Consider the following 24,388-nt stretch of genomic DNA (forward strand, 5'->3'; position numbering starts at 1 on the left):
GGGGTCTGCGGTGAGGGGGCAGGGCGTCATTTCGGGCGTCGTACACCCATCCACAACCCCTTTCCCCAAGGGAAGGGGCTTAGGCGCGCTCGTTTCGCGCTATGGCGATTTCCTTGGCGATCACCGTCAGCACCCCGTCGATGTTCTCCAGCACCTCGTTGTTCCAGAAACGGATCACGCGGTAGCCGTGGGCTTCGATGATGCGCGTGCGGTTCGCGTCGGTGGTGCTGTCCGCGTGCTGCCCGCCGTCGAGTTCGATGGCGAGGCGAAGCGAGCGGCAGGCGAAGTCCGCGATGAAGTCACCAATTGGGAATTGCCGGGTGAATTTCGCACCCTCGAAGCGGCTTGCGCGCAAGTGCAACCAGAGGCGTTGTTCGGCATCCGTCGGCGTGTTGCGCAAGCTTCGCGCGATCCCCGTCAGTCGCTTTTCCGCCATCGTGGTACACCCATCCCCAACCCCTTCCCTCAAGGGAAGGGGCTACAAGTAGCGAAGTTGAGCTAAATGCCCAAAAGAACCGACATTTCCTCGATCCTCGTCATTGGCGCTGGCCCGATCATCATCGGGCAGGCGTGCGAGTTCGATTACTCCGGCACGCAGGCGATCAAGGCGTTGAAGGAGGAGGGCTACCGCGTCATCCTCGTCAACTCCAATCCGGCGACGATCATGACCGATCCCGAGTTCGCCGATGCGACTTATATCGAGCCGATCACGCCCGATATCGTCGCCAAGATCATCGCCAAGGAACGGCCCGATGCGCTGCTGCCGACGATGGGCGGGCAGACCGCTCTCAACTGCGCGCTGGCGCTGGATGCGGATGGCACGCTGGCGAAATACGGCGTTGAGATGATCGGGGCCAAGGCTGACGCGATCGACAAGGCGGAAAACCGCCAGCGGTTCCGCGATGCCATGACTGCGATCGGGCTGGAAAGCGCGCGTTCGGGCGTGGCGAACACGCTCGAAGAAGCGCGCGTGATCCTTGAGCGCACCGGGCTGCCGTCGATCATCCGGCCCAGCTTCACCCTTGGCGGCACGGGCGGCGGGATTGCCTATAACAAGGCGGAGTTCGACCAGATCGTGCGCGATGGCCTCGACGCCTCGCCCACCACCGAAGTGCTGATCGAGGAATCACTGCTCGGGTGGAAAGAGTTCGAGATGGAGGTGGTGCGTGACCGCAAGGATAACGCGATCATCATCTGCGCCATCGAAAACGTCGATCCGATGGGCGTCCACACCGGGGACTCGATCACCGTCGCCCCGGCGCTGACGCTGACCGACAAGGAATACCAGATCATGCGCTCGGCCAGCATTGCTTGCCTGCGCGAAATCGGGGTGGAGACGGGCGGATCGAACGTCCAGTTCGCGGTCAATCCCAAGGACGGGCGCCTGATCGTGATCGAGATGAACCCGCGCGTGTCGCGGTCCTCCGCGCTGGCTTCGAAGGCGACGGGCTTCCCTATCGCCCGCGTCGCGGCCAAGCTCGCAGTCGGCTACACGCTCGACGAGCTGACCAACGAGATCACCGGCGCGACGCCTGCCAGCTTCGAACCCACTATCGATTACGTCGTGACCAAGATCCCGCGCTTTGCCTTTGAAAAGTTCAAAGGCGCGGCGACCGACCTTTCGACCGCGATGAAGTCGGTTGGCGAAGTCATGGCGATCGGCCGCAATTTCCAGGAATCGATGCAGAAGGCGCTGCGCGGGCTGGAGACCGGGCTCGACGGGTTCAACCGCGTGCCGGAGCTGGAAGGCCAGCCCCGCGACATCATCACCGCCGCGCTGTCGCGCCGGACGCCGGACCGGCTGCTCAAGGTCGGCCAGGCCTTCCGCGAAGGCATGAGCGTCGAGGAGATCGCCGCCGTCACCTTCTACGACCCGTGGTTCCTGCGTCAGATCGAACAGATCATCGCCGCCGAGCGCGAAGTGCAGGCCAATGGCTTGCCGCGCGATGCGGCGGGGCTGCGGCGGTTGAAGGCGATGGGCTTCTCTGACAAGCGCCTCGCGACACTCGCAGTGCGCTCGGTTGGCGTGGCGGGTGGCATGGGCGAGACTCAGGCCAAGCGCTCCGGCCTGCTCCACGACGCACTCGTCGCGATGGCGGGCGCGACCAGCGCCGACGAAGTGCGCGCGCTGCGCCACAAGCTCGGCGTTGTCCCGGTGTTCAAGCGCATCGACAGCTGCGCCGCCGAGTTCGAGGCGATCACGCCCTATATGTACTCGACCTACGAAGCGCCGACCTTCGGCGATGCGGAGTGCGAATCCGCTCCCACCGACCGCAAGAAGATCGTCATCCTCGGCGGCGGGCCGAACCGGATCGGGCAGGGGATCGAGTTCGATTACTGCTGCGTCCACGCCTGTTTCGCGCTGGCAGAGCAGGGCTTCGAGACGATCATGGTCAACTGCAACCCCGAAACCGTGTCGACCGATTACGATACCTCGGATCGTCTCTATTTCGAGCCTCTGACCGACGAGGACGTGCTCGAAATCCTGCGGGTCGAACAGCAGAACGGCGAGCTGGTTGGTGTGATTGTGCAGTTCGGCGGGCAGACCCCGTTGAAGCTGGCGCAGGCGCTTGAAGACGCCGGGATCCCGATCCTCGGCACGTCGCCCGACGCGATTGACCTTGCGGAAGACCGTGAACGCTTCGCCAAACTGGTCAGCAAGCTCAAGCTGAAGCAGCCCGAAAACGGCATCGCCCGCAGCCGCGATGAAGCTGCCGCCGTCGCCGCACGCATCGGCTATCCGGTGCTGCTCCGCCCGTCCTACGTGCTCGGTGGCCGCGCCATGGAGATCGTCGACAGCGAAGCCCAGCTCGACAATTACATCGCCACGGCGGTGAATGTGTCGGGCGACAGCCCCGTGCTGATCGACCAATATCTTCGCGACGCGATCGAATGTGATGTCGATGCGCTGTGCGATGGCGAGGAAGTCCGCATCGCCGGCGTGATGCAGCATATCGAGGAAGCCGGCGTCCACTCGGGCGACAGCGCCTGCACCCTGCCGCCCTATTCGCTCGCGCCTGAAATCATCGCCGAGATGGAGCGTCAGGCTGTGCTCCTCGCCCATGCGCTGAGCGTGGTGGGCCTCATGAACATCCAGTTCGCGGTCAAGAATGGCGAGGTCTACCTGATCGAGGTCAACCCGCGCGCCAGTCGCACGGTGCCCTTCGTGGCGAAGGCCATCGGCCAGCCCGTGGCCAAGATCGCCGCGCGGGTGATGGCAGGCGAAAAGCTCAGCGCCTTCCCGCCGTTCAAGCGCGATCTGCCCTACATGGCGGTCAAGGAAGCGGTGTTCCCGTTTGCGCGCTTCCCCGGTGCCGATCCGGTGCTGAGCCCCGAGATGAAGTCCACCGGCGAGGTCATGGGGATCGATGCGACCTTCGAGGCCGCTTTCCTCAAATCGCAGATCGGGGCCGGCATGGTCCCGCCGCAATCGGGCACCGTGTTCGTCTCGGTCAAGAACACCGACAAGCCGGTGATCGTCGCGGGCGTGCGTCAGCTGATCGAGCACGGGTTCAAGGTGATCGCGACCGGCGGGACTCAGACTTACCTTGCCGAACAGGGCCTTGCGGTCGAACGCGTCAACAAGGTGGCCGAGGGGCAGCCGCATATCGTCGACAAGATAATCGATGGCGAGATCGCGCTGATCTTCAACACCACCGAAGGCTGGCAATCGCTGCTCGACAGCAAATCCATCCGCATGGCCGCCCTGGCGAACAAGGTTCCCTACTATACAACCGCGGCCGGATCGGCGGCGGCGGCGGCAGCGATTTCGGCGATCCGGCCTGATCAGCTTGAAGTCCGGTCGATGCAGGACTATTATGGGAACTGACTGACGCTTCCCCACAGATTGAAAGTCCCCGCGCCGTATGGATCGAACGGCCGGGATCGCTTTCTTCCCGAGCGGGGTGAAGTGCCAAGTATAACAGACAGAAAGACAACAAAAATGGCGACGATGGACAAGGTGCCGATGCTGGCCGAGGGGTATGAGCGGCTGACAGCCGACCTCAAGACGCTGCGCGAGGAACGGCCGAAAATCGTCGAGGCTATCGAAGAAGCCCGCGCCCACGGCGACCTGTCGGAAAACGCCGAATACCACGCCGCCAAGGAGCGGCAGGGCCAGGTCGAAGCCATGATCGGCGACATCGAAGGCATGGTCAGCCGCGCGCAGATCATTGATCCGACCACGCTGTCGGGCAACAAGATCGTGTTCGGCGCGACCGTGACCTTGCTGGACGAGAACGACAAGCCGATCCGTTACCAGATCGTCGGCCAGACCGAAGCGGATGCGGCCAAGGGTCGCATTTCCTACACCTCGCCGCTCGCTCGCGCGCTGATCGGCAAACAGGTGGGTGACGATATCGAGGTGACGGTTCCTTCTGGCGAGAAGTTCTACCACGTCGACAAGATCGAGTTCATCTGAAGCGTGGCTGTCCCGCCCGTCAGGCCGATTGCCGAGCGGCGGGTGGTGCAGCACTTCCTTGATGCGGGCGCTGTCAGCATGGCGGATGCGATTGCCTATGATCCCGGCCTGCCAAGCCGCCAGCGTGCGTTTGCGCGACTGAAAGGTGCCGACGTTCTCAGAACCGATGGGCAAGGACGCTGGTATCTCGATGAAGAGCGCTGGGGCTCAAGACGTTCGGACCGCCGCACGCGCGTGGTCCTGACGATGCTGGCGGTGGCTGCTGCCGGAGCTTTCGCCGCGCTTCGCTAAGTCTGGTTGGGCGGTCGCTAGCCTCGCGGTGTCAATCGAGCTGCTTTTCCATCGCATAATTGTAGATCGCGACTTCGCCGTCATCGCCGGGAATGGCGAAATCGCGGCGGTGGAGTAGGGCATATCCCGCTCGCTCAAACACCGGACGGGCCAGCTCGCTCGCTTCGGTATAGAGCCGCTCAACACCCAGCTTGCGCGCAGCCTCTTCCGCCTCGTTCAGAAGCCTGAGGCCCAGCCCACGCTCCGTATGAGCCGGGTGACAGTACAGCATGTCGAGGTGCCCTTCCGCCTCAAGAACGGTATAGGCCGCTGGCCGGTCATCCGCGTCGGCCGCGACCAGGATCACATCGCCCCGCGCCGCGCTCTCCAGCAGCCGCGCAGGCGAATAGCGGGCCGACCACGCGGCGACCTGCTCGGGGGAATAGGCCCGCAGCGCCGTCTGCCGGATCGCCGCCAATGTCAGCGCCGCAATGGCCTCCGCATCAGCGGGCCCGAAGGCGCGGATGGTGTAACCGGCCACGGTGCTGATGTCCGTGATTTAGTCTTCAGGTGTCAGCAACTTGTGGATGTGGACCACCACATACTTCATCTCGGCATCGTCAACCGTGCGCTGCGCCTGCGCGCGCCATGCGTCGACCGCAGCGTCATAGGAGCTGTACACGCCGACGACGTGGATGCTCTCAGGGTCCTGAAACTCGATCCCGCGCGGATCGATCACGCGGCCGCCCATCACGAGGTGGAGCCGCTGGGTGGGGGTTGTTTCTGCCATGATATAAGTCCCTGGGGAGGAAAGATGCGCGCGCCTTTAGCGCCTTGGAGCGCGAGGGCAAGCCTTCAGGGACGCTGCCAGGATCAACCCTTGGTCTTGCGCCCCAGATCGCGCACGATATCCGCCGCAGCCGCGCGGGTCTTGCGGGCGAGGGCGCGGGTGCTGTCGGCCGCTGAGCCTGCGGCATCGGACGTCCGGGCAGATATCTTCTTCGCCTGCACGCCCGCGGCATCGCCCAGTTCCCCGGCGCGTTCCTGACCAGTGCGGGCGGTCTCCAGCACTTCGTCGATCAGGGTCATCGCATAGGTCACAGCGGCCTGACCGATCATCTGGCCAAAGCGCGAACCGCCGCGCGAGGCGACGTTCTTCACGCCCGAGCTGGCGGACGAGGCCGCACCGGAAATCGCATCGGCAGTGCTATGCGCAACGCGGCTTGCCACGCGGCGACCGGGGCGGGTGAGCAGGCCGATGACGAGGCCCGCGGCCAGCGCTCCGCCAATCACCGTCAGCGGGTTGGCGCGGGTATAGTCCACCGCCGCCGTCGCAGCGTCGCGGGCCTGATCGGCCAGCGTACGGTCAGCATTGCGGCGCTCGGCAGCCTCGATCCGGGCGCGCAGCGCATCGCGGCTGTCGGTGGGCGAGATGGGGGTGGGTTCGGTCATGCGGGGTCTCCTTGCGCATCTCCTTCGGGGGAGGCGGCGTCCGTATCAATGTCGTCGTCAATGTCGGCGAATTCGTCGAGCCAATCGAGGATCGGCCCGCGGGCGAACCACAGCACAATCGCGCCGATCAGCACCGCGAGAACGCCCTTGTGATCGCCCGCCTGCGCCTTGGCCTGCGCAAGCACATCGCGCGCGCCGGTGCGGATGCGGCTCGTGATTGTGGAGCTGACGCCCGCCGATACGCGGCTCGCAATGCCTTCTTCGCTGAGGCTGGCGCGCAGGCGCTCGATATCCTCGACCAGCACCGCACGGGCAGCATCGCGCAGTGCGCGGTCTTCGATGAAGCTTTGCGGCAGGCGGGTCATGCGTCCTCTCCCGCGTCGAACATCGCCGAGAGCGCCTTGCCGTCACCCGAAGCGCTCAACACCAACAGCGCAACGCCGATCAGCAGCACGCCCACCACAATGGCAATCGCGCCCCAGATCGTGACCAACGGCGCCAGAGCGATCACCGCGCCCACGGCCAGCGCGATCAAGGCGATGTGGAGCAACACCAAAGCCAGCACCAGCAACACCAGCGCCCGGCCCGCCTTCTTTCCGGCGAGCCTGGCGCGGGTCTTCTGGAAGGCAATCTCCGCCTCGGCATAGGTGCGCGCGTCATCCACCAGCGCCGTGATATCGTCACGCAGCGAGGTGAAGCCGGTGCGGTCCTCGGTCGCCTCAGCGTCCTCGGACGTCACCGCCGGATCGGCAAGGGTGCCATCCGGCGGCGGCGATTGGCCGGGCTCGGTATCATACATGAGCGTGCCTTTTCAGCAGGATCAGCGCTTCTTCCCGCCCAGCATCCGCGCGAGGAAAAAGCCGACGACCGCCGCGATCCCGACAGCCACGCCGGGGCTTTTGCGGACCATCGCGCGGGCATCCTCGCTCAGTTCATCGACGCTCTTGGATTCGAGCTTGGCGGAGGTTTCCTGCAAGGTGCGCGAGGCTTTGCGGGCGTAATCGCCATATTGCTCGCCCAGCTTTTCGTCGATCTGCGAAGCGGTGTCACCCACGACCTTGCCCAGCGAGGCAATGGCATCGGTGGCCACCTGCTTGCCTTCGACCGCGAGTTCGCTGGCCTTGCCCTTGGCCTGTTCGCCATAGATCTTGGCTTCAGCAACCAGATCGGTGCCCTTGCCCTTGGCCTGACCGCTGACCGTGCTGAGGCGGTTTTCCGCTTCGGTGCGCAGCGCTGCGGCGCCAGCCTTGGCTTCTTCAAGCGCGGCGTTGAAACGGCTCTTGGCTTCGATCACCGGAGCAGAAGCCGGGGCTGCATCTTCGCCCTTGGTCGTCGCTGCCAGCTTGACCGGTGCAGCCTTGGTCAGGCCTTCGGTCTTGGTGGTCGCGCCCTTGGTCGATTTCGCCGGGGACTTCTTCGGGGGTGTAGTGTCAGCCATTGCGGTGCTCCTTGTCGTCTGGGCGTATTTGGGTCGATGCCGTTCGCGTCTCGCCACCCGCTTGCACGAGGTCATTCCCGCGCATAGGGACGTCACGCGTCCGGCCAATGCTGGAATCATCGAACCAGAATCATGCCGTTCCCATTATCATAGCGTCGAAGTGTCTTAACACCCTAAACCACATTACAGCCGGAGCCAAACATGACCGCCATCATTGACCTGCACGGGCGTGAAATCCTCGACAGCCGCGGCAATCCGACCGTTGAAGTCGACGTATTGCTCGACGACGGTAGCTTCGGCCGCGCCGCTGTCCCGTCGGGTGCGTCGACCGGTGCGCATGAAGCGGTGGAACTGCGCGATGGCGATGCTTCGCGCTATCTGGGCAAGGGCGTGCTGAAGGCGGTCGAAGCGGTCAACGGCGAAATCCGCGAGCTGCTGACGGACAATTTCGATGCCGAAGACCAGCGCGATATCGATCTGGCGCTGATCGCGCTCGATGGCACGGCGAACAAGGCACGGCTTGGCGCGAACGCGATCCTCGGCACGTCGCTGGCGGTTGCCAAGGCGGCGGCCAACGCGCGGGGCCTGCCGCTCTATTCCTACCTCGGCGGGGTTTCGGCGCACATGCTGCCGGTGCCGATGATGAACATCATCAATGGCGGCGAGCATGCCGACAACCCGATCGACATTCAGGAATTCATGATCATGCCGGTCGGAGCGGACTCGCTGACCGAAGCTGTACGGTGGGGCGCCGAGGTGTTCCACACCCTGAAGAAGGGTCTGGCGCAGAAGGGCCTCGCCACCAGCGTCGGCGATGAAGGCGGCTTTGCCCCGAACCTCGCCAGCACCCGCGCGGCGCTCGATTTCATCATGGAGAGCGTCGCCAAGGCAGGCTTCACCCCGGGTGAGGACATCGTGCTAGCGCTGGACTGCGCGGCGACCGAGTTCTTCAAGAACGGCAAGTACGAAATCTCGGGCGAGGGACTAAGCCTCACCCCGCATGAAATGGCCGATTACTTGGGCAAGCTGTGCGCCGAGTACCCGATCCGTTCGATCGAGGACGGCATGAGCGAGGACGATTTCGAAGGATGGGCCGCGCTGACGGGCTTGCTGGGCGACAAGGTGCAGCTGGTCGGTGACGATCTGTTCGTGACCAACCCCGCGCGCCTGTCGGACGGGATCGCCCGTGGTCTGGCCAATTCGCTGCTGGTCAAGGTCAACCAGATCGGCACGCTGACCGAGACGCTCGCCGCCGTCGATATGGCCCACCGCGCGCGTTACACCTGCGTGATGAGCCACCGTTCGGGCGAGACCGAGGATGCGACCATCGCCGACCTCGCAGTCGCGACCAATTGCGGTCAGATCAAGACGGGATCGCTGGCGCGGTCGGACCGGCTTGCCAAGTACAACCAGCTGATCCGCATCGAGGAAGAGCTGGGCGACAGCGCCGGGTTTGCAGGCAAGGCCTGCTTTGGCGCGCGCGCCTGACAGGAGAGGGGCTGCCTGACCGGCGCGCGGCTGTGATCACCGCCGTCATTACCGCGCAGGATCAGCCCCTCGTCCGGCAGTCAACCAGACTGTCAGCGCCCGAAGCGATCCTGCAAGGCAAGCAGGGCCAGCGCCGCCTTGGCCGCTTCGCCGCCCTTGTCCTTCTGCGCCGGGTCTGCGCGCACGAGTGCTTGTGCCTCGTTCTCGACCGTGAGGATGCCGTTGCCGATGGCGATGCCGTCCATCGTCAGCGCCATGATCGCGCGCGCGCTTTCGCCCGCCACGATCTCGAAATGGTAGGTTTCACCGCGGATCACGACACCGATGGCGACGAAGGCGTCATAACGGTCAGCCTCGGCTGCCAGGGCGATGGCGCCGGGGATTTCGAGCGCGCCGGGCACGGTCAATACTTCGACTGTGTGGCCCTCGGCCTCCAACGCCGCCCGCGCGCCTGCGACGAGCATGTCATTGAGGTGGGCGTAGAAGCGCGCTTCAACGATCAGGATATCGGCCATGGCAATTACTCCGGAATGGGGTGGAAGTCGGTGATAGTCAGGCCATAGCCTTCGAGGGCGACGTAATCGGGCCGGCTGTTCGACAGCAGCACCATATCGGACACGCCGAGATCGACGAGGATCTGCGAGCCGATGCCGATATTGCGCAGTTCCTCATCAGGGCGCCATTCGCCGGTGCCGACACGGCCGGTCAGGATCACAATCACGCCCGATCCATGCGTGCCGATCGCCTGCATCGCACGCTGGAGCGTGCGTTTGCGCGCGCCGGGCTGGCCTAGCACATCGTCGAACACCGAAATCGGATGGACGCGGGCGAGGGTGGGCTCGCCCGGGATGACATGGCCCTTTTGCAGCACATAGGCCTCGTTGCCCGCCACGCGGTCACGATAGGTGATCATGCGCCACTGGCCACCGTAATCCGAGGTGAAGGCACGCTCGCCAAGGCGTTCGACCAGGTGATCGTTGCGCATCCGGTAAGCGATCAGATCGCGGATTGTCCCGATCTTGAGGTCATGCTTGCGCGCGAACTTCACCAGATCGTCGAGCCGGGCCATCGTCCCGTCCTCGTTCATGATTTCGCAGATCACGCCCGAGGGGTTGAGCCCGGCAAGCCGTGAAATATCCACCGCCGCTTCGGTATGCCCGGCGCGGACCAGCGTGCCGCCATCGCGCGCCATCAGCGGGAAGACGTGGCCGGGGGTGACGAGATCATCCGCGCCCTTGGCTGCGTCAATCGCCACCGAGATCGTGCGCGCGCGGTCGGCGGCCGAGATACCGGTGGTGACCCCTTCCTTCGCCTCGATTGAGATCGTGAAGGCGGTCTGCATCGATTCCTTGTTGTTGCGGCTCATCGGCTGCAACCCGAGAGTCTCCACGCGCTCCTTGGTGAGCGCGAGGCAGATCAGCCCGCGCCCGTACATCGCCATGAAGTTGATCGCCTGCGGGGTTGCCATCTGCGCGGGGATGATCAGATCGCCCTCGTTCTCACGGTCTTCATCGTCAACGAGGATATACATGCGCCCATTGCGCGCCTCGTCGATGATCTCCTCGATCGTGGCGAGCACCGGCCGGTCGGCATTGGCCTCAAGGAAAGCATCAAGCTTGGCGAGGGTCTCGGCGGTGGGGTTCCACGTCTCCTCGGTGCAATCGCGCAAGGTGTTGGCGTGAAGACCCGCGGCGCGGGCGAGACCGGCACGGGTCATCGTGTTGGATGTGACGAGATCGCGAACGCGTGTGATGGTCGATGTGCTCATGCAGCCAATGTATCACATCACGATGTGATTGCAAGCTGGCGTGACGTGTTCAGGCGGGCCAGCAACCTGTGAAATTCACCAGCATCCCACAATGCTCCGCAAAGCAGATGCGCGCCAAGCCACCCTCGCGGGCCGTCCAGAACAAGCGCTGATTTGGAAGGGATGGTGGACGCACTAGGGCTCGAACCTAGGACCCGCTGATTAAGAGCGGAGCTTTGTGCCCTTTTCGTTCCTTTCCAATACTACGCCAAACTACGCTCAAGGGCTTGAAACGGTTGGAATAAATCCGCCGTGGATTACCCTTCGCTACGCCATCGTAATCCCGACATCTGATTACGTGGCGATTACGTGGACGAGCGCCAGATCATGCCGAATCAGTCAATCACATTGCGAACAATCCAGTCCATCACACCGGACCCGCACCGCGACATTTACGTGTGGGACCCCCGGTTAAAGGGCTTCGGACTCCGTATCACGCCAAGAGGCGCGCAGTCCTTTGTGTTCCAGTATCGGGTCGACGGCGGGCCTGCACGCCGCAAGACTATCGGCCCTGTCGGAAGTCCATGGACCCCAGCAACAGCGCGCAAAGAAGCCGAGCGGCTGCTGGTCCAAGTCTATCAGGGGATCGATCCGGTCGAAGCCAAGCGCGAAGCCAAGCGGAAAAAGGAGACGCTAAACTTTCGGACCTACAGCGAAAGGTTCGTAGAGCTCTATCTCAAGCCGAACTGGCGGGGGACGTGGGGCTCGGCGAATTGCACGATCAACAACGTGTTTATTCCCCGCTGGGGCAACCGTCCCGTCCATGAGATCACCCGCGCCGATATCGTGAAGGTGCTGGACGAGTATTCCGATCGCCCGGCGCGCCGCAAGGAGATCCACTCGCTCCTGCGCAAGTTATTCAACTGGGCGACCGACCGGCAGGATATCGATGTCTCGCCGCTGGCCGGGATGAAGGCGCCAAAGGCCGTCCCCTCTCGCCGCAGGGTGCTGAGCGACGAGGAGATTGTCGCTTTGTGGAGGGCGACCGAGAATTCCGGTTGGCCGTGGGGGCCTTTTGTCCGGATGCTGATCCTGACAATGCAACGGCGCCAGGAAGTTGCCGAAATGGACTGGTCCGAAATCGACCTCGATGCGCGTCGATGGACCTTGCCAGCCGATCGGGCGAAGAATGACCAGGAACACGTCATACCGCTTACAAGCCTCGCGCTCGCAGAGCTCCAGCTGTTGGGTCCGAAGCGGAAGGGCCTCGTGTTCACCACGACCGGGACCACCCCTGTGTCGGGCTTCTTCAAGGGACGGGCGGCGCTCCACAAGGATATGATCGCTTACCTGAAGGCCAAGCAGATCGAGGAGGGTGGAGATCCGGGGGACGTCGATGTTCCGAACTGGCGACTGCACGATATCCGCCGAACCGGGGCAACCCATCTCCAGTCGCTGAGAGTCCCGGTTGAGGTGACCGAAAGCGTGCTCAACCATATCAGCGGAACAAGGGCAGGGGTCGCCGGGATCTACAACCGTTACAGGTATGACGACGAGAAGCGGAGCGCTCTTGATGCATGGGATGCGAAGCTGCGGTCTCTCCTGTCGACATAGGCCATTGCAAGGCGCGGTAAGGTTCGAGACCATGGCTTGCTAAGGCTTTGAACCCGCGACGAACGCAGCGGAACAGGCGTGCTGCCTGGTTCTAGTTCTTCAACATTTGCCGCTGCACCGGATCAGGTTGCATCGCTGGCAATGTCCTGCTGCGACCTCGTATTCGCTTGCTGCGATGCGGCGATGAGCTGCTGCCCGTAAGCGAATGACCAGAGCATGAGGGCGGGCGTCCGGTCATTGACAGGGCGCTCGCTTTCCTTTGGACCGTGATCGCGCATCTGTCCTGCATCGAGCCTGAGGCACGCGAGGGCGATCTGGCTCCTAACCCACTCGGCGAAACGTACTGAACTGAAATTGCTGAACCGAACCGCCAGGTGTCAGATGTTCGTGGCGCTGTTCGTTCACCAATTCAAAGTCGGAGCCAAGAATAGTGGCGATACTCGCTGCGTCATGCCTCGCGACGGTCAGGCCGCTGCACCGCTCCGGGCCATCGGGCGCGAAAGTCCCGATGATAGCAATGCCATGACTTGCGAGAGCCGAACGCATCGCTTCCACATAGGCCTGTTGCTGCACGGGATCGGTGAGGAAATGGAACGCTGCGCGATCATGCCAGACATCGTATCGCGTGGTTGACCGCCACCGCGTAACATCGGCAATGATCCATTCGACCGAGTTGGACGCAGCCCCAAGCCTCGCCTTTGCAACGGCCAGCGCACTGGCTGACAAATCGAGAACCGCCACCGGTGCATATCCCGCATCGACGAGCGCGCCCGCTAGCCGTGACGCGCCGCCGCCAATGTCGATCACGCCGCCATGCCCCGGATAGGCAGCGGAAATCAGGTCAAGCGACAGCGCGGGTGTTTCCTCGAACCAGCTTACCTGCGCGGCATCTTTGGTTGCATACACGTTTTCCCAGTGGGAACTTGGCTCGTCGCTCAAAGGCTTGTCCTCATCATGCTGTCCGTCCCGGCCCAAAAAGGATCAATCCAGCCCCGGCGAGGCAAATTGTGGCTCCGATGACATCCCAACGGTCGGGCCGGGCACCTTCCACCGTCCAGAGCCAGATCAGCGAAGCAGCAATGTAAACACCGCCATAGGCTGCGTAGGCGCGCCCCGCGACGGGCGTGTCAACGAACGTAAGAAGCCACGCGAACAGTGTTAAGGAGACGATGCCCGGAAACACCCACCACACGGGCTTGTCGAGGCGCAGCCATGCCCAGAAAGCGAAGCAGCCCGCGATCTCGGCTAGCGCGGCAAAGGCATAAATGATTGCCGTTGGCAGGTTGGGCATTGTCATAGCTTCAATCCAAATCTCGGGCCGGCCCAGACCAATGACGCATAGAGCACCATTGTCAGAACGCACCCCGCAAGCAGCGCGGGCCAGAATCCGACACCACGCTTGAGTAGGGCAGGGATGACGAGAAACATCGGGAGACTCGGGAGCACATACCAGAACGTCGCGGCGGAATGCTCGGCCAGTCGCGCCACGTCTTGAGTGTCTCTCCACAGCCAGATCATGCCGAGCACTGAAATCAGCGGCAATGAGGCGATCAGCGCCCCGGTACCGGGATTGCGCCGGGCGGTTTCTGAAACGATCACAATGATGATTGCTGATGCTACGGCCTTGATGAGCAGATAATACATCAAGCTGTGTCCTTTCTGCGCGGAGCCAAGGTCTCGATGATCTTGCAATCGGCCACGGTCCCGTGACGGCAGGAACCGATCACCCGGTCGAGTTCGCCGCGCAGCGCGCTCAGATCGGCGATCTTGCGGTCGATTTCGGTAAGGTGGACGCGCGCAATCCCGTCAATTGCATCGCAGGATTGGGCCTTGTCATCGGACAGCGTGAGCAGCTCGCGCACCGCTTCGAGCGTAAAACCGAGATCGCGGGCGCGGCGGATGAACGACAGGCGCGCCAGATGATCATGGCCGTATGCACGATAGTTGGCGCTTGTCCGCGCAGGCGCCGGCAACAGCCCGATCTTTTCATAATAGCGCACGGTCTCGACCTTGGTCGCCGTGGCGCTTGCCAGTTCGCCAATTTTCATCGCCAATCCTCCGGGCTTGACCCTGTAGTTGCTACAGGGTGTAGATAGAGGGCCGACTCGCAGATTGTCGAGGAGGCAAGAAGATGGCTGATGATTGCTGCAAGGCCGCGTGCGGAACGACGGCAACGCTGAACGACCCGCGCTGGCGCAGGGCGTTGTGGATCGCGCTCGGCGTCAACGCCGGCATGTTCGCGGTGGAAATGGCGGCAGGGGCCGCTGCTGACAGCCGCGCATTGCAGGCTGATGCGCTCGACTTTCTGGGCGATGCCGCCAATTATGCGATCAGCCTGCTGGTCGCCGGGATGGCGCTGGCATGGCGGGCCCGGGCCGCGCTGGCCAAGGGTTTCACCCTCATCGGTCTGGGTGGCTGGGTGATGATCACAGCCATTCTGGCGGCATTGGGCGGGGCTGCACCCCAACCTGAACTGATGGGGATCATTGGCGCGCTCGCGCTGGCGGCCAACACCGGGGTCGCCATCATGCTCTATCGCTTTCGCACCGGAGACGCGAACATGCGCTCGGTCTGGATATGCTCGCGCAATGACGCGATCGGCAATATTGCCGTTATGGCGGCCGCGCTCGGCGTGTTCGGCACTGGCACCGCCTGGCCCGATCTTATTGTCGCTGCGATCCTGGCCCTGCTCGGGATCAGCGGCGGCGTTCAGATTGTCCGGCAGGCACGACGTGAGTTGGGGAGCGTGGCGGCATGAAAGTTTCGCGTTCGACACATATCGCGCTCAAGCCGGAAACTGTCTGGGCAGAAGTCCAGAAGGCGGGCCTGTTGCAGCATATTGCTTGGCCGCTGGTGCGCTTCATCCCGGTCGACGACGCGGCGTTCGAAAGCTTTCGACCGGGCGGGCGCTGCGAGGTCAAGCTCCGCCTCTTTGGCATAATTCCGTTCGGGACACAGTGGATTGTGACGTCCATGCACGATGCTGACGGCACCGACTGGCCCAAACGACTGCGTGACAACGGGCACAGTGCCCTCATTTCCAGGTGGGATCATTGGATCACCGTCATGCCGGAACCAAACGGCGGGACGCATTACAGCGACGAGGTCGAAGTTTCGGCCGGAGCCCTGACCCCGTTCATCTGGGCCTTCGCGCAAATCTTCTATTGGCACCGGCAGCGGCGCTGGCGGGGGCTTGCCAACAGCTTTGCTGCGCGGCGGGTGATCGCGGATGAAATGGCGGCATACCGGTCAGCATTGGAAGAAGGCGACGAGGATCGTGCCTGGCACCATCTGGAGCGGGTGCATATCGTTTCGCAGCCCTATCTTGGCCCACATCTCGCCAGTCATGGCGCCATGCTGGGGTTTGCGATCCGACGGCGCGATTGGAGCGAAATGCTGGGCCAAGTCATCCGGATTTTGCTGGCTCCGCTGGGTTCGCTGACGGGCCGGTTGCCGGTGGGTAATTCCGGGCGATCTAATGTGAGCGCGTTTGCGCCGATGCCGATACCTCCCGATCTGGCGGAAGCGTTGCGCCAGCAGGAACTGATTTCGTGACATCGCAGCTGTCAGATTGCTTGATTAACCCTTTCAAGCTAGTGCGGCCATAATGGCGCGCGTGCTTCTTCTGTTTTGGCTGGCGGTTGGACTGGCATTCGGCGGCGTAGAATCGCCGTCGATGGCGCATGATGCCTTGCCTTTTAGTGCTGTCATTGCTTCGTCAGACGTAAGCGGCCATGCCGAAGCAGCGCATCGCGACCATGCTCCCGACGATGAAAATTCTCCCTGCCACGCCGTGGTTCATCACCATTGCAGCGTGGGTCTCAATGCCGGCGCGCCGGTCATGGTCGAAAGCCTGTCGCTGGCCCGTGTCGCGATGCGGCCACAAGACAGCGCCATCCTGAGCTCTTTGGCGCAAGCCCCGCCGCTTCAGCCACCTTCTGCCTGAACTTGCACCGTAACGGCGCACGGACCTGTGGGTTCGCGCGACGAACGCATGCCAAGTTCAGGAGTCTTTCATGCCCATATCCTTGCGCGCCGCCCTTATGGCTGCGGCGCTGGCCACTGCCTTTCCGGCCTTGGCCGAACCCATAACGCTCGAGACTGCGATCGAGCGTGCCATTGCAAGCCAACCGCGCCTTGCTGCAGCTGCGGCGCGTGTCGACGCTGCCGAAGCGCGCGCACGTCAGGCCAATGTTGGTCCCAATCCGCAGGTCAGCCTCGAGGTCGAGGATTTCGCCGGAAGCGGTCCCTTCCGCGGCTTGGACAGCACACAAACAACGCTGGCGCTTAGCCAGCAGCTCGAGATCGGGGGTCAGCGAAGCGCCCGGCGGTCCGTTGCGGCAAGCGAGCGTGACGTGGTGGCCCTGGCCCTGCTGCGCGAGCGCATTGATCTGGTTCGCGACGTTGAACTGGCCTTTGCCGAGCTGGCAGCGGCGACGGATCAGGCAACGCTGGCGCGCGACAATGCTGCGCAAGCGTCATCGCTTGCCAACACCGCGCGCATTCTGGTCGAAGCGGGCCGCGATCCGCCGCTAAGGCAATTGCGTGCCCAAGCGGCGCTTGCCGAGGCCCGTGCCGCCGAGGTTGAAACATTCAGTCTCATGCTTGCCGCACGGCGGAACCTCGCAGTGCTGGTTGGGTCAGATGATCCGGATCTGACGGTCGCAGCCGGTTCGCCGCAGCCCCGACGAACAACCAACGATCCTGCCTTCATCGGCATCGACGAGCGGCTTGCCGAGGCGGAACGCCGCGTGGCTGCAGCGCGGGTGACGCTGGCGCAGTCGGCCGCTGTTCCTGATGTCACGGTCAGCGGCGGTCTGCGGCGTTTCAATGACGGGCGCGATACCGCGTTTGTTGCTGGCCTATCGCTGCCAATTCCGATCCGTGACCGCAATCGCGGCGGGATCGAGGCGGCGCGAGCGGACGAGACCGCAGCCGAATATCAGGCAGAGCGTGTGCGAGCCGAGGCGCGGCGAGACAGGGCGCAGGCACAAATGCTGGTCGAAGCTGCCGAGACGCGCTTGGCCGCACTTGAGGGGCCTGGCCTTGCCCAAGCCGAGGAGGCAGTGAGGCTGGGGCAGGTCGGCTACAATGCCGGGCGCTTCTCGCTGCTTGAATTGCTCGACGTCCAGGGCGCGCTGACGACGGCGCGCCGTTCCATCATTGAAGCCCGGCTTGACCGGGCCCGCGCGATTGCCGCGCTCAATCGCGCCTATGCGCGCGAGGAGAACTGATCATGACGATTGACCGAAAAATGCTGGCCCTGATCGGCGGGGCCGCGATCATTGCCCTTGTAGGTGGCGGCGCGGGCTATGTGCTGCGCGGCGACGCTGCACAGAGTGATGAAGCTGCTAAAGGCGCTGAGTCTGGCGGCGATGCGGAGGCCGAGGTGGCGCCAGGGGAAGGCACCATCATGGTGACCGAAGCGCAGCTGCGCACAGCAGGGATCGTGGTTGCGGCAGTCGGAGAAGGCTTTGCCGGGGGCGAAGTGACAACGGCGGGCGTGCTCGTGCCGCCGACACAGTCGGTCGGTCATGTCACCGCACGCACGTCGGGCGTTGTCGTGCGGATCTTGCGCCAGCTCGGCGACCGGGTCGCGGTAGGTGATGCGCTCGCTGTCATTGACAGCCGCGAGGTTGCCGAGGCGCAGGGCGCATCGGCACGCGCACGGCGCGCAGCCGAAGCCGCACGCACTGTTCTTGCGCGAGAGGAAAGTCTGTTCCGCCAACGTGTCACGGCACGTCAGGAATATGAAGCAGCGCAAGCCGCCTACGATGCGGCGCGAATTGATGCGCAGCAAGCCGAGCAAGCCTTGCGTGCGCTGGGTGCAGGGACGGGAGGAGGCACCACCCGGCTGATGACGCTGCGTTCGCCGGTTGCGGGTGAGGTTACTTCGGTGACCGTTACGCCGGGTGAATATGTTCCGCCCGAGCGCGAGCTGTTTCAGGTTGCCGATCCGCGCACGGTCTGGGCGGAATTGATGATCCCTGCGCGCGATATCCAGCGCGTTCGGGTCGGCCAGACGATGATGCTTTCTGTTCAGGGTAGCGATCACCCGCACACGGGCCGTATCCGGTTCCTCTCTCCCGCTGTTGATCCGGCCACCGGGGCGGCCAAGGCGATCGCCACCATCGACAATCGCGATGGCGACCTTCGTGTCGGCCAGAATGTCAGTGCGCGGGTCACGACGCCCGGGAGCGATGGCCAGCGGGTGCCAGTGGTGCCGCGCAGCGCGATCCAGGAGGTTGAGGGGCGCAGTGTTGTTTTCGTGCGCACGCCGCGCGGCTTTGTCGTGCGGCCGGTGACGGTGGGCACTGGCAGCGATTCCGCCGTGCCGATCATCTCGGGTCTGCGCGTCGGCGAACGCGTCGCGACCGTCAATGCCTTCGTCCTCAAAGCGGAACTCGGCAAGGCCGAGGCCGAACATGATCATTGAGAGGACGAACCATGATTGAAAAAATCCTCGCCTTCGCCGTCGAGCGAAGGGTGCTGGTGGTCCTCCTGACCGCGTTTGCCGCCATTTATGGTGCGACCCAGCTTGTACAACTGCCTGTCGATGCGGTGCCCGACATCACCAACCGGCAGGTGCAGATCAACGCCGTTGCGCCCTCGCTCGGGCCGACGGAAATGGAACGCCAAGTCAGCTATCCTATTGAAACTGCCATGGCGGGCATGCCCGGCCTCGTTGAAACCCGCTCGATTTCGCGCAACGGGTTTGCGCAGGTCACGGTGATCTTCACCGATGATACCGATCTCTATTTCGCCCGCCAGCAAGTAGGTGAGCGCTTGACGCAGGCGGCGGGCACGTTGCCGCCGGGGGTGGATCCACAGATCGGACCGGTATCTACCGGCCTTGGCGAAGTGCTGATGTGGACGGTCGACTTCGCGCATCCCGACGGGCGCGGGGCTCCGCGCGCGCGGGCCGGGCAGCCGGGCTGGCAAACTGACGGCAGCTATCTTACTCCTGAGGGACAGCGGCTGACGACGCCGGAAGAGCGGCTGACCTACCTGCGTACGGTCCAGGACTGGATCATTCGGCCACAGATGCGTCAGGTTGCCAATGTCGCAGGGGTCGACGCCATCGGCGGTTTCGTGAAGCAATATGAAGTCGCACCTGATCCGGTGCGGCTCGCCGCCGCCGGTCTTTCGATGACCGATCTCGTCGACGCGCTCGAACGTGGCAATGTGTCGAGCGGTGCCGGCGTGGTCGAGCGCAGCGGGGAAGGACTGGTGGTTCGCGCCGATGCCCGGGTGTCACGCGGGTCTGAGATTGCCAATATCGTGATTGCCCAGCGGGGCGGGGCGCCGGTGCGGGTCATTGATGTGGCGACCATTTCGTCGGGTCGCGAGGTCCGCACGGGTGCAGCCAGCGTCAATGGTCATGGCGCTGTGGTTGGCACCGCCCTGATGCTTGCAGGTGGCAACAGCCGCACGGTGGCGGCCGAATCCGCCGAGAAGCTCGATGAGATCGGCGCGGCCCTCCCGCCCGGTATTGTCGTGACGCCGGTGCTTGATCGTTCGGTGCTGGTTGATGCGACGATCAGCACGGTGGCCAAGAACCTGACCGAGGGCGCGCTCCTTGTTATTGTCGTCCTGTTTCTGCTGCTCGGCAATTTCCGCGCTGCCATCATCACGGCGCTGGTGATCCCGCTGTCGATGCTGCTGGCGGCAATCGGGATGGTCAAAGGGGGTGTTTCAGGCAATCTGATGAGTCTCGGCGCGCTCGATTTCGGTCTGATTGTCGATGGTGCGGTCATCATCGTTGAAAATTGCCTGCGCCGTCTGGCCGAGCGTCAGCATCATGAAGACAGGTTGCTCAGTTTGCAGGAGCGGCTTCACGAAGTGATGGTTGCGGCGCGCGAGATGATCCGCCCATCGGTGTTCGGTCAGGCCATCATTATCCTGGTGTATCTGCCGCTGCTCGCGTTCGACGGGGTGGAAGGCAAGATGTTCGCGCCGATGGCGATCACCGTGATGCTGGCACTGACCGCAGCCTTTGTCCTCTCGCTGACCTTCGTACCAGCGATGGTGGCGCTGCTCGTGACTGGCAAGGTCGAGGAGAAGGAGCCGCGCGTGCTGGCGGCAACGCGGAGCCGTTATGAGCCATTGCTCGACAAGGCGCTTGCCCGGCCATGGGTGGCCATCGGCTCGGGAGCGGCGATTTTCCTTGTCGCGCTCGTCGCTTTCACCAGCCTTGGTCGCGAGTTCATTCCCCAGCTCGACGAGAAGAATTTCGCGCTCCACGCGATGCGGATCCCGTCGACGAGTGTCGAGCAATCGGCCTCAATGCAGTTGCAGGTTGAGCGGGTGATTGCTGGCTTTCCGGAGGTCGCGACGGTCTTTTCAAAGACGGGCACGGCGGAAGTGGCGACTGACCCGATGCCCGGCAATGTGTCCGACACTTTCGTGATCCTGCACCCACGAGAGGAGTGGACCGATCCGTCCGAAACAAAGGCCGCGCTGATTGCCCGGGTGGAAGCCCGGCTGAACACGCTGCTCGGCAACAATTATGAGTTGAGCCAGCCTATCCAGATGCGCTTTAACGAGCTGATTTCGGGCGTTCGATCCGATGTAGCGGTCAAGGTCTATGGCGATGATTTTGAAACACTCAATGCCACGGCGCAGCGCGTTGCAGCTGCGCTGCGCGCGGTCGACGGTGCTTCGGATGTCAAGGTTGAGCAGACCGAAGGATTGCCGGCGCTTGTGATCGATTTCGACCGGGCAGCGATTGCAGCCTATGGTCTGTCGGTTGGCGACGTGACTGATGTGGTGCAGATCGCGCTCGGCGGCCGCGAGGCCGGGCTGGTGTTCGAAGGCGATCGGCGGTTTGATGTCGTGGTGCGCCTGCCCGAAGAGCAGCGGCGCGATCTCGATGCGCTTGCGGCCTTACCAGTTGCATTGCCATCGGCAGATGGCACGGCGCGGTCCGTGCAGCTTGGCCAGCTCGTTCGCTTCCGCATTGAAAACGGACCCAACCAGGTCAGCCGCGAAAACGGCAAGCGTCGGGTTGTTGTGCAGGCTAATGTGCGCGGGCGGGACTTGGGCTCGTTCGTTGCCGATGCGCAAGCCGCGGTCGCCAATGATGTGCAGATTCCTCCGGGTCTGTGGATCGACTGGGGCGGCCAGTTCGAGAATCTCGAACGTGCGCAAAATCGCCTCAGTATTGTGGTGCCACTTGTCTTCGCGGCGATCTTCGCCTTGCTTTACGCAGCGCTGGGGTCGGCAAGCCGTGCGGCGATGGTCTTCTCCGCCGTCCCGCTCGCGCTGAGCGGGGGCGTGCTGCTGCTATGGCTGCGTGGCATGCCCTTTTCGGTCTCTGCAGCGGTTGGCTTCATCGCTCTGTCGGGCGTGGCAGTGCTCAATGGGCTGGTCATGATGTCGAGCATCCTTGCGCTGCGTCAGAACGGCAAGGGCGTGCTGGAATCGGTGCGCGAAGGGGCGCTGATGCGTTTGCGACCCGTGCTGATGACGGCATTGGTGGCCAGTCTTGGTTTCGTGCCGATGGCGCTGGCGAGCGGCACAGGTGCGGAAGTGCAGCGACCGATCGCGACGGTGGTGATCGGCGGATTGATCTCGGCGACCTTGCTGACCTTGGTCGTCCTGCCGGCGCTGGCCCGGCTTGTGCTTGACCGGGAAGCCAGGCGCTTTCCGGACGAAGAGCCTCAGCCGCTTTCGCCCGTGATGGCTTAGACGAATGACCAAGAAAATAGACCAAAGCTCAGGAGAGACGCAATGAACAGCAGCGGTAAGCGAAGTGCATCGGCTCTTGGCGGCCCTTGCAATGGCTCCTTGGTGGCAAGCTGATGGGCGCGGGTCATGATCATGGCAATGCCGGTCACCAGGGCCATAGCCATGGCGCTGGTGCCAGCACCCGGCGCCTTGCCATTGCGCTCGGACTGACGACGACCTTCCTGATCGCCGAGTTGGTCGGGGCCTTTGTCTTTGACAGCCTGGCGCTGCTTTCTGACGCTGCGCATATGTTTACTGACAGTGCGGCGCTGGCGATTGCGCTGGCGGCGGTCAAGATCGGTCAGCGTCCGCCCGATGATCAGCGTACCTTCGGCTATCGGCGATTCGAGATATTGGCTGCTGCCTTCAACGCGATCCTGCTGTTTGCGGTCGCCGGATACATTCTGATCGAGGGGATTGGGCGGTTCTTTGCACCGCAGCCCGTTGAATCGGTCGGGATGCTGATTGTCGCAACGCTCGGGTTGCTCGTGAACCTTATTGCCATGCGGATCCTTGCTGGTGGCAAGGACGACAGCCTCAATATCAAGGGGGCGTATCTCGAGGTGTGGGCTGACATGCTCGGCTCGCTTGGCGTCATTGGTGCGGCCATTGCAATCTATTTCACCGGCCTCAACTGGATCGACCCGATCGTCGCGATCGCGATCGGTCTCTGGGTGCTGCCGCGCACGTGGATATTGCTGCGCGACACCATGCATATCCTCCTACAAGGCGTGCCGCGTGGGTTTGACCTCAAAGCCATCCGCACGGCGATGGCCGAGATGCAGGGCGTGAACGGGGTTCACGACCTGCATCTGTGGTCGGTCGCGGGCGACGACGCTAGCCTGACCGCGCATGTTGCGATTGATGGCGGGGAGGATGCAGAAGTAGTGCGGCGTGATGTGGCAGACATGCTGGCAGCGCAGTTCGCGATCCATCACGTCACAATCCAGACAGAAACTGTTCCATGCACCGATGAGACGGTATTGCATCGCTAAATTGGCGATTTCCACCCTACGTCATCATCCACACTGCCATGCCGATCATCATTAGGTTTTCTGTCAATGAGACAAAGCCCAGCGGCACATTGCTGTCACCGCCGACGCAGGCGCATTTGAGTTCGCGCTTGTCGATATAGACTGCCTTGAAGACCGAGATGGCACCGATTGTGCCGATGAACAGCGCCACCGGTATCGAGAGCCAATGCAGCTGGCCGGAAACCATCAGCACGCCGGCCAAGCCCTCGGCGAAGGGATAGAGGGTCGCATAAGGCACCCAGCGCTTTGCCAACAGGTCGTAATTGAGGAACATCGTTGCGAACTTGTCGACATTCTGGAGCTTGAGCAGCGCCAGCACGCACATGCTGAAGGCAATAAACCACTCCGCAACGCGAACGCTCAGAGCCGTGCCATCGACCGCGATGCCAGCTGCCATCGCCATCGCTGCGGTCATGGCGAAGAGCGCGATTATCGGGCGGTAGCTGGTCGCATTGGGATCGGGGACCTTGATCCCGAAGTATCGCCGCAGGTCGTCATGCCCTCCAATACGCTCACCGTCGATGAAGGTCTGAGGTGTGGTTGCAACCCCGTGTTCAGCCTTGAACGCGTCGGTCTGTTCGCGCGTGGTGAGATGCCGATCATCGACCTTGTAGCCGCGCGTTTCGAGCAGATGCTTGGATTTCAGGCCATAAGGGCAGGTGTGATTGGGCATGACCATGCGGTGGAGCACCGCGGTTTTGGTGGGTGAGGGCATTGGTGAATTCCTTTGAATCGATGCAATACCACCCATATAAGTTCCGTACCATGGTACGGGATCAAGGCTCAAAATGAAAATCGGTGAGTTTGCCCGCGCAGGCGGGGTCAATGTCGAGACGATCCGCTATTATCAGCGGCGCGGATTGCTGGCGCAGCCTGCGCGGCATGAGGGGCCACGCCGCTATACGCGCATCGATCTTGGCCGTTTGCAATCGATCCGCTCGGCGCAGATTGCGGGCTTCACGCTTGACGAGATCGCGACCCTTCTTGCTCTCGATACGGGCGATCGCACAGCGGCGCAGAATCTGGCACGCGTTAGGATCGCGGCTCTCGATGAGAAAATCGCGACGTTGCAAACCATGCGGGGAGCCCTCGTCAGGCTCGCCGATAACTGTGCGTCGGAACAATCCGGACCCTGTCCCATCATCGATGCTTTCAGCTTTGCGCAAGAAAATGCAGGATCGAAGGTGGCAACATGA

General features: G+C 63.0%; 27 protein-coding genes. 13 read left to right on the forward strand and 14 right to left on the reverse strand.

Annotation, left to right across the window (positions count from 1 at the left end):
• Positions 1-79: 79 nt before the first annotated feature.
• Positions 80-436, reverse strand: coding sequence for an endonuclease domain-containing protein (locus tag GVM20_RS06395; RefSeq protein WP_166546467.1), 357 nt, complete (start codon positions 434-436; stop codon positions 80-82).
• Between the two features lie 66 nt (positions 437-502).
• Here GVM20_RS06395 and carB point away from each other — a divergent pair, with 66 nt between their 5' ends.
• The 3 genes from carB (at position 503) to GVM20_RS06410 (ending at position 4,711) form a co-directional block, all read left to right on the forward strand.
• Complete coding sequence (gene carB, locus GVM20_RS06400; protein WP_166546468.1) at positions 503-3,829, forward strand: carbamoyl-phosphate synthase large subunit; 3,327 nt, start codon at positions 503-505, stop codon at positions 3,827-3,829.
• Positions 3,830-3,943: 114 nt separating this feature from the next.
• Complete coding sequence (greA, locus tag GVM20_RS06405) at positions 3,944-4,420, forward strand: transcription elongation factor GreA (protein WP_166546469.1); 477 nt, start codon at positions 3,944-3,946, stop codon at positions 4,418-4,420.
• A 3-nt stretch (positions 4,421-4,423) separates the two neighbouring features.
• A complete protein-coding gene (locus GVM20_RS06410) occupies positions 4,424-4,711 on the forward strand; it encodes a hypothetical protein (protein WP_166546470.1) in 288 nt (95 codons plus the stop codon).
• 31 nt (positions 4,712-4,742) lie between these two features.
• On the opposite strand, the gene GVM20_RS06415 is transcribed toward GVM20_RS06410, so the two are convergent.
• From GVM20_RS06415 to GVM20_RS06440, 6 genes are all read right to left on the reverse strand, one after another.
• Positions 4,743-5,231 (reverse strand): GNAT family N-acetyltransferase, encoded by a 489-nt coding sequence (locus GVM20_RS06415; RefSeq protein ID WP_353653118.1) that lies wholly within the window; start codon positions 5,229-5,231, stop codon positions 4,743-4,745.
• 18 nt (positions 5,232-5,249) lie between these two features.
• Positions 5,250-5,480, reverse strand: a complete 231-nt coding sequence (locus GVM20_RS06420) for a DUF4170 domain-containing protein (RefSeq protein WP_160760910.1) — start codon at positions 5,478-5,480, stop codon at positions 5,250-5,252.
• An 83-nt stretch (positions 5,481-5,563) separates the two neighbouring features.
• Complete coding sequence (locus GVM20_RS06425) at positions 5,564-6,142, reverse strand: hypothetical protein (RefSeq protein ID WP_166546471.1); 579 nt, start codon at positions 6,140-6,142, stop codon at positions 5,564-5,566.
• Positions 6,139-6,507 carry a hypothetical protein gene (locus GVM20_RS06430; RefSeq protein ID WP_166546472.1) on the reverse strand — a complete coding sequence of 123 codons (369 nt, stop codon included), beginning with the start codon at positions 6,505-6,507 and terminating at the stop codon, positions 6,139-6,141. The genes GVM20_RS06425 and GVM20_RS06430 overlap by 4 nt, the downstream gene beginning before the upstream one ends.
• Complete coding sequence (locus tag GVM20_RS06435; protein WP_166546473.1) at positions 6,504-6,941, reverse strand: phage holin family protein; 438 nt, start codon at positions 6,939-6,941, stop codon at positions 6,504-6,506. Before GVM20_RS06435 ends, GVM20_RS06430 begins: the two co-directional genes overlap by 4 nt.
• A 21-nt stretch (positions 6,942-6,962) precedes the next feature.
• The gene (locus GVM20_RS06440) at positions 6,963-7,580 is read right to left on the reverse strand and encodes a hypothetical protein (protein ID WP_166546474.1); all 618 of its coding nucleotides are present in this window, start codon (positions 7,578-7,580) and stop codon (positions 6,963-6,965) included.
• A 201-nt stretch (positions 7,581-7,781) separates the two neighbouring features.
• Here GVM20_RS06440 and eno point away from each other — a divergent pair, with 201 nt between their 5' ends.
• The gene (gene eno, locus GVM20_RS06445) at positions 7,782-9,068 is read left to right on the forward strand and encodes a phosphopyruvate hydratase (RefSeq protein WP_166546475.1); all 1,287 of its coding nucleotides are present in this window, start codon (positions 7,782-7,784) and stop codon (positions 9,066-9,068) included.
• Between the two features lie 92 nt (positions 9,069-9,160).
• On the opposite strand, the gene ribH is transcribed toward eno, so the two are convergent.
• Together ribH and ribB are read right to left on the reverse strand one after the other, a co-directional pair.
• The gene (ribH, locus tag GVM20_RS06450; protein ID WP_166546476.1) at positions 9,161-9,583 is read right to left on the reverse strand and encodes a 6,7-dimethyl-8-ribityllumazine synthase; all 423 of its coding nucleotides are present in this window, start codon (positions 9,581-9,583) and stop codon (positions 9,161-9,163) included.
• A gap of 5 nt (positions 9,584-9,588) precedes the next feature.
• Positions 9,589-10,836, reverse strand: coding sequence for a 3,4-dihydroxy-2-butanone-4-phosphate synthase (ribB, locus tag GVM20_RS06455; RefSeq protein ID WP_166546477.1), 1,248 nt, complete (start codon positions 10,834-10,836; stop codon positions 9,589-9,591).
• A gap of 348 nt (positions 10,837-11,184) precedes the next feature.
• Here ribB and GVM20_RS06460 point away from each other — a divergent pair, with 348 nt between their 5' ends.
• Complete coding sequence (locus tag GVM20_RS06460; RefSeq protein ID WP_166546478.1) at positions 11,185-12,429, forward strand: tyrosine-type recombinase/integrase; 1,245 nt, start codon at positions 11,185-11,187, stop codon at positions 12,427-12,429.
• Between the two features lie 321 nt (positions 12,430-12,750).
• Here GVM20_RS06460 and GVM20_RS06465 read toward each other — a convergent pair whose 3' ends face one another.
• The 4 genes from GVM20_RS06465 to GVM20_RS06480 are packed head-to-tail and all read right to left on the reverse strand — an operon-like array spanning position 12,751 to position 14,477.
• Positions 12,751-13,368, reverse strand: a complete 618-nt coding sequence (locus tag GVM20_RS06465) for a class I SAM-dependent methyltransferase (protein WP_166546479.1) — start codon at positions 13,366-13,368, stop codon at positions 12,751-12,753.
• Between the two features lie 13 nt (positions 13,369-13,381).
• The gene (locus GVM20_RS06470) at positions 13,382-13,726 is read right to left on the reverse strand and encodes a YnfA family protein (RefSeq protein ID WP_166546480.1); all 345 of its coding nucleotides are present in this window, start codon (positions 13,724-13,726) and stop codon (positions 13,382-13,384) included.
• Positions 13,723-14,073: a DUF3147 family protein gene (locus GVM20_RS06475; protein WP_166546481.1), complete on the reverse strand. Its 351-nt coding sequence runs from the start codon at positions 14,071-14,073 to the stop codon at positions 13,723-13,725. Before GVM20_RS06475 ends, GVM20_RS06470 begins: the two co-directional genes overlap by 4 nt.
• Positions 14,073-14,477, reverse strand: a complete 405-nt coding sequence (locus GVM20_RS06480) for a MerR family transcriptional regulator (protein ID WP_166546482.1) — start codon at positions 14,475-14,477, stop codon at positions 14,073-14,075. Before GVM20_RS06480 ends, GVM20_RS06475 begins: the two co-directional genes overlap by 1 nt.
• Positions 14,478-14,560: 83 nt before the next feature.
• Between GVM20_RS06480 and GVM20_RS06485 the strand changes: the two genes are divergently transcribed.
• From GVM20_RS06485 to GVM20_RS06515, 7 genes are all read left to right on the forward strand, one after another.
• Positions 14,561-15,187: a cation efflux transmembrane domain-containing protein gene (locus GVM20_RS06485; RefSeq protein WP_166546483.1), complete on the forward strand. Its 627-nt coding sequence runs from the start codon at positions 14,561-14,563 to the stop codon at positions 15,185-15,187.
• Positions 15,184-15,984 carry a DUF3703 domain-containing protein gene (locus GVM20_RS16280; RefSeq protein ID WP_234031888.1) on the forward strand — a complete coding sequence of 267 codons (801 nt, stop codon included), beginning with the start codon at positions 15,184-15,186 and terminating at the stop codon, positions 15,982-15,984. Before GVM20_RS06485 ends, GVM20_RS16280 begins: the two co-directional genes overlap by 4 nt.
• A 52-nt stretch (positions 15,985-16,036) precedes the next feature.
• Positions 16,037-16,375, forward strand: coding sequence for a hypothetical protein (locus GVM20_RS06495; protein WP_166546484.1), 339 nt, complete (start codon positions 16,037-16,039; stop codon positions 16,373-16,375).
• 70 nt (positions 16,376-16,445) lie between these two features.
• Positions 16,446-17,663 carry a TolC family protein gene (locus tag GVM20_RS06500; protein ID WP_166546485.1) on the forward strand — a complete coding sequence of 406 codons (1,218 nt, stop codon included), beginning with the start codon at positions 16,446-16,448 and terminating at the stop codon, positions 17,661-17,663.
• A gap of 2 nt (positions 17,664-17,665) precedes the next feature.
• A complete protein-coding gene (locus GVM20_RS06505) occupies positions 17,666-18,865 on the forward strand; it encodes an efflux RND transporter periplasmic adaptor subunit (protein WP_166546486.1) in 1,200 nt (399 codons plus the stop codon).
• 11 nt (positions 18,866-18,876) lie between these two features.
• Positions 18,877-22,119, forward strand: a complete 3,243-nt coding sequence (locus GVM20_RS06510) for an efflux RND transporter permease subunit (RefSeq protein WP_166546487.1) — start codon at positions 18,877-18,879, stop codon at positions 22,117-22,119.
• Positions 22,120-22,232: 113 nt separating this feature from the next.
• Positions 22,233-23,153: a cation diffusion facilitator family transporter gene (locus tag GVM20_RS06515; RefSeq protein ID WP_166546488.1), complete on the forward strand. Its 921-nt coding sequence runs from the start codon at positions 22,233-22,235 to the stop codon at positions 23,151-23,153.
• 16 nt (positions 23,154-23,169) lie between these two features.
• Here the strand turns inward: GVM20_RS06515 and GVM20_RS06520 are convergent, their stop codons facing one another.
• Positions 23,170-23,907 (reverse strand): MauE/DoxX family redox-associated membrane protein, encoded by a 738-nt coding sequence (locus GVM20_RS06520; protein WP_166546489.1) that lies wholly within the window; start codon positions 23,905-23,907, stop codon positions 23,170-23,172.
• A gap of 73 nt (positions 23,908-23,980) precedes the next feature.
• On the opposite strand from GVM20_RS06520, the gene GVM20_RS06525 reads away from it, so the two are divergent.
• Entirely contained in the window at positions 23,981-24,388 is a 408-nt protein-coding gene (locus tag GVM20_RS06525; RefSeq protein ID WP_166546490.1) for a MerR family transcriptional regulator, read from the forward strand.

The organism is Porphyrobacter sp. SLTP, assembly GCF_009905735.1.
In the GTDB taxonomy this organism is placed as follows: Bacteria; Pseudomonadota; Alphaproteobacteria; order Sphingomonadales; family Sphingomonadaceae; genus Erythrobacter.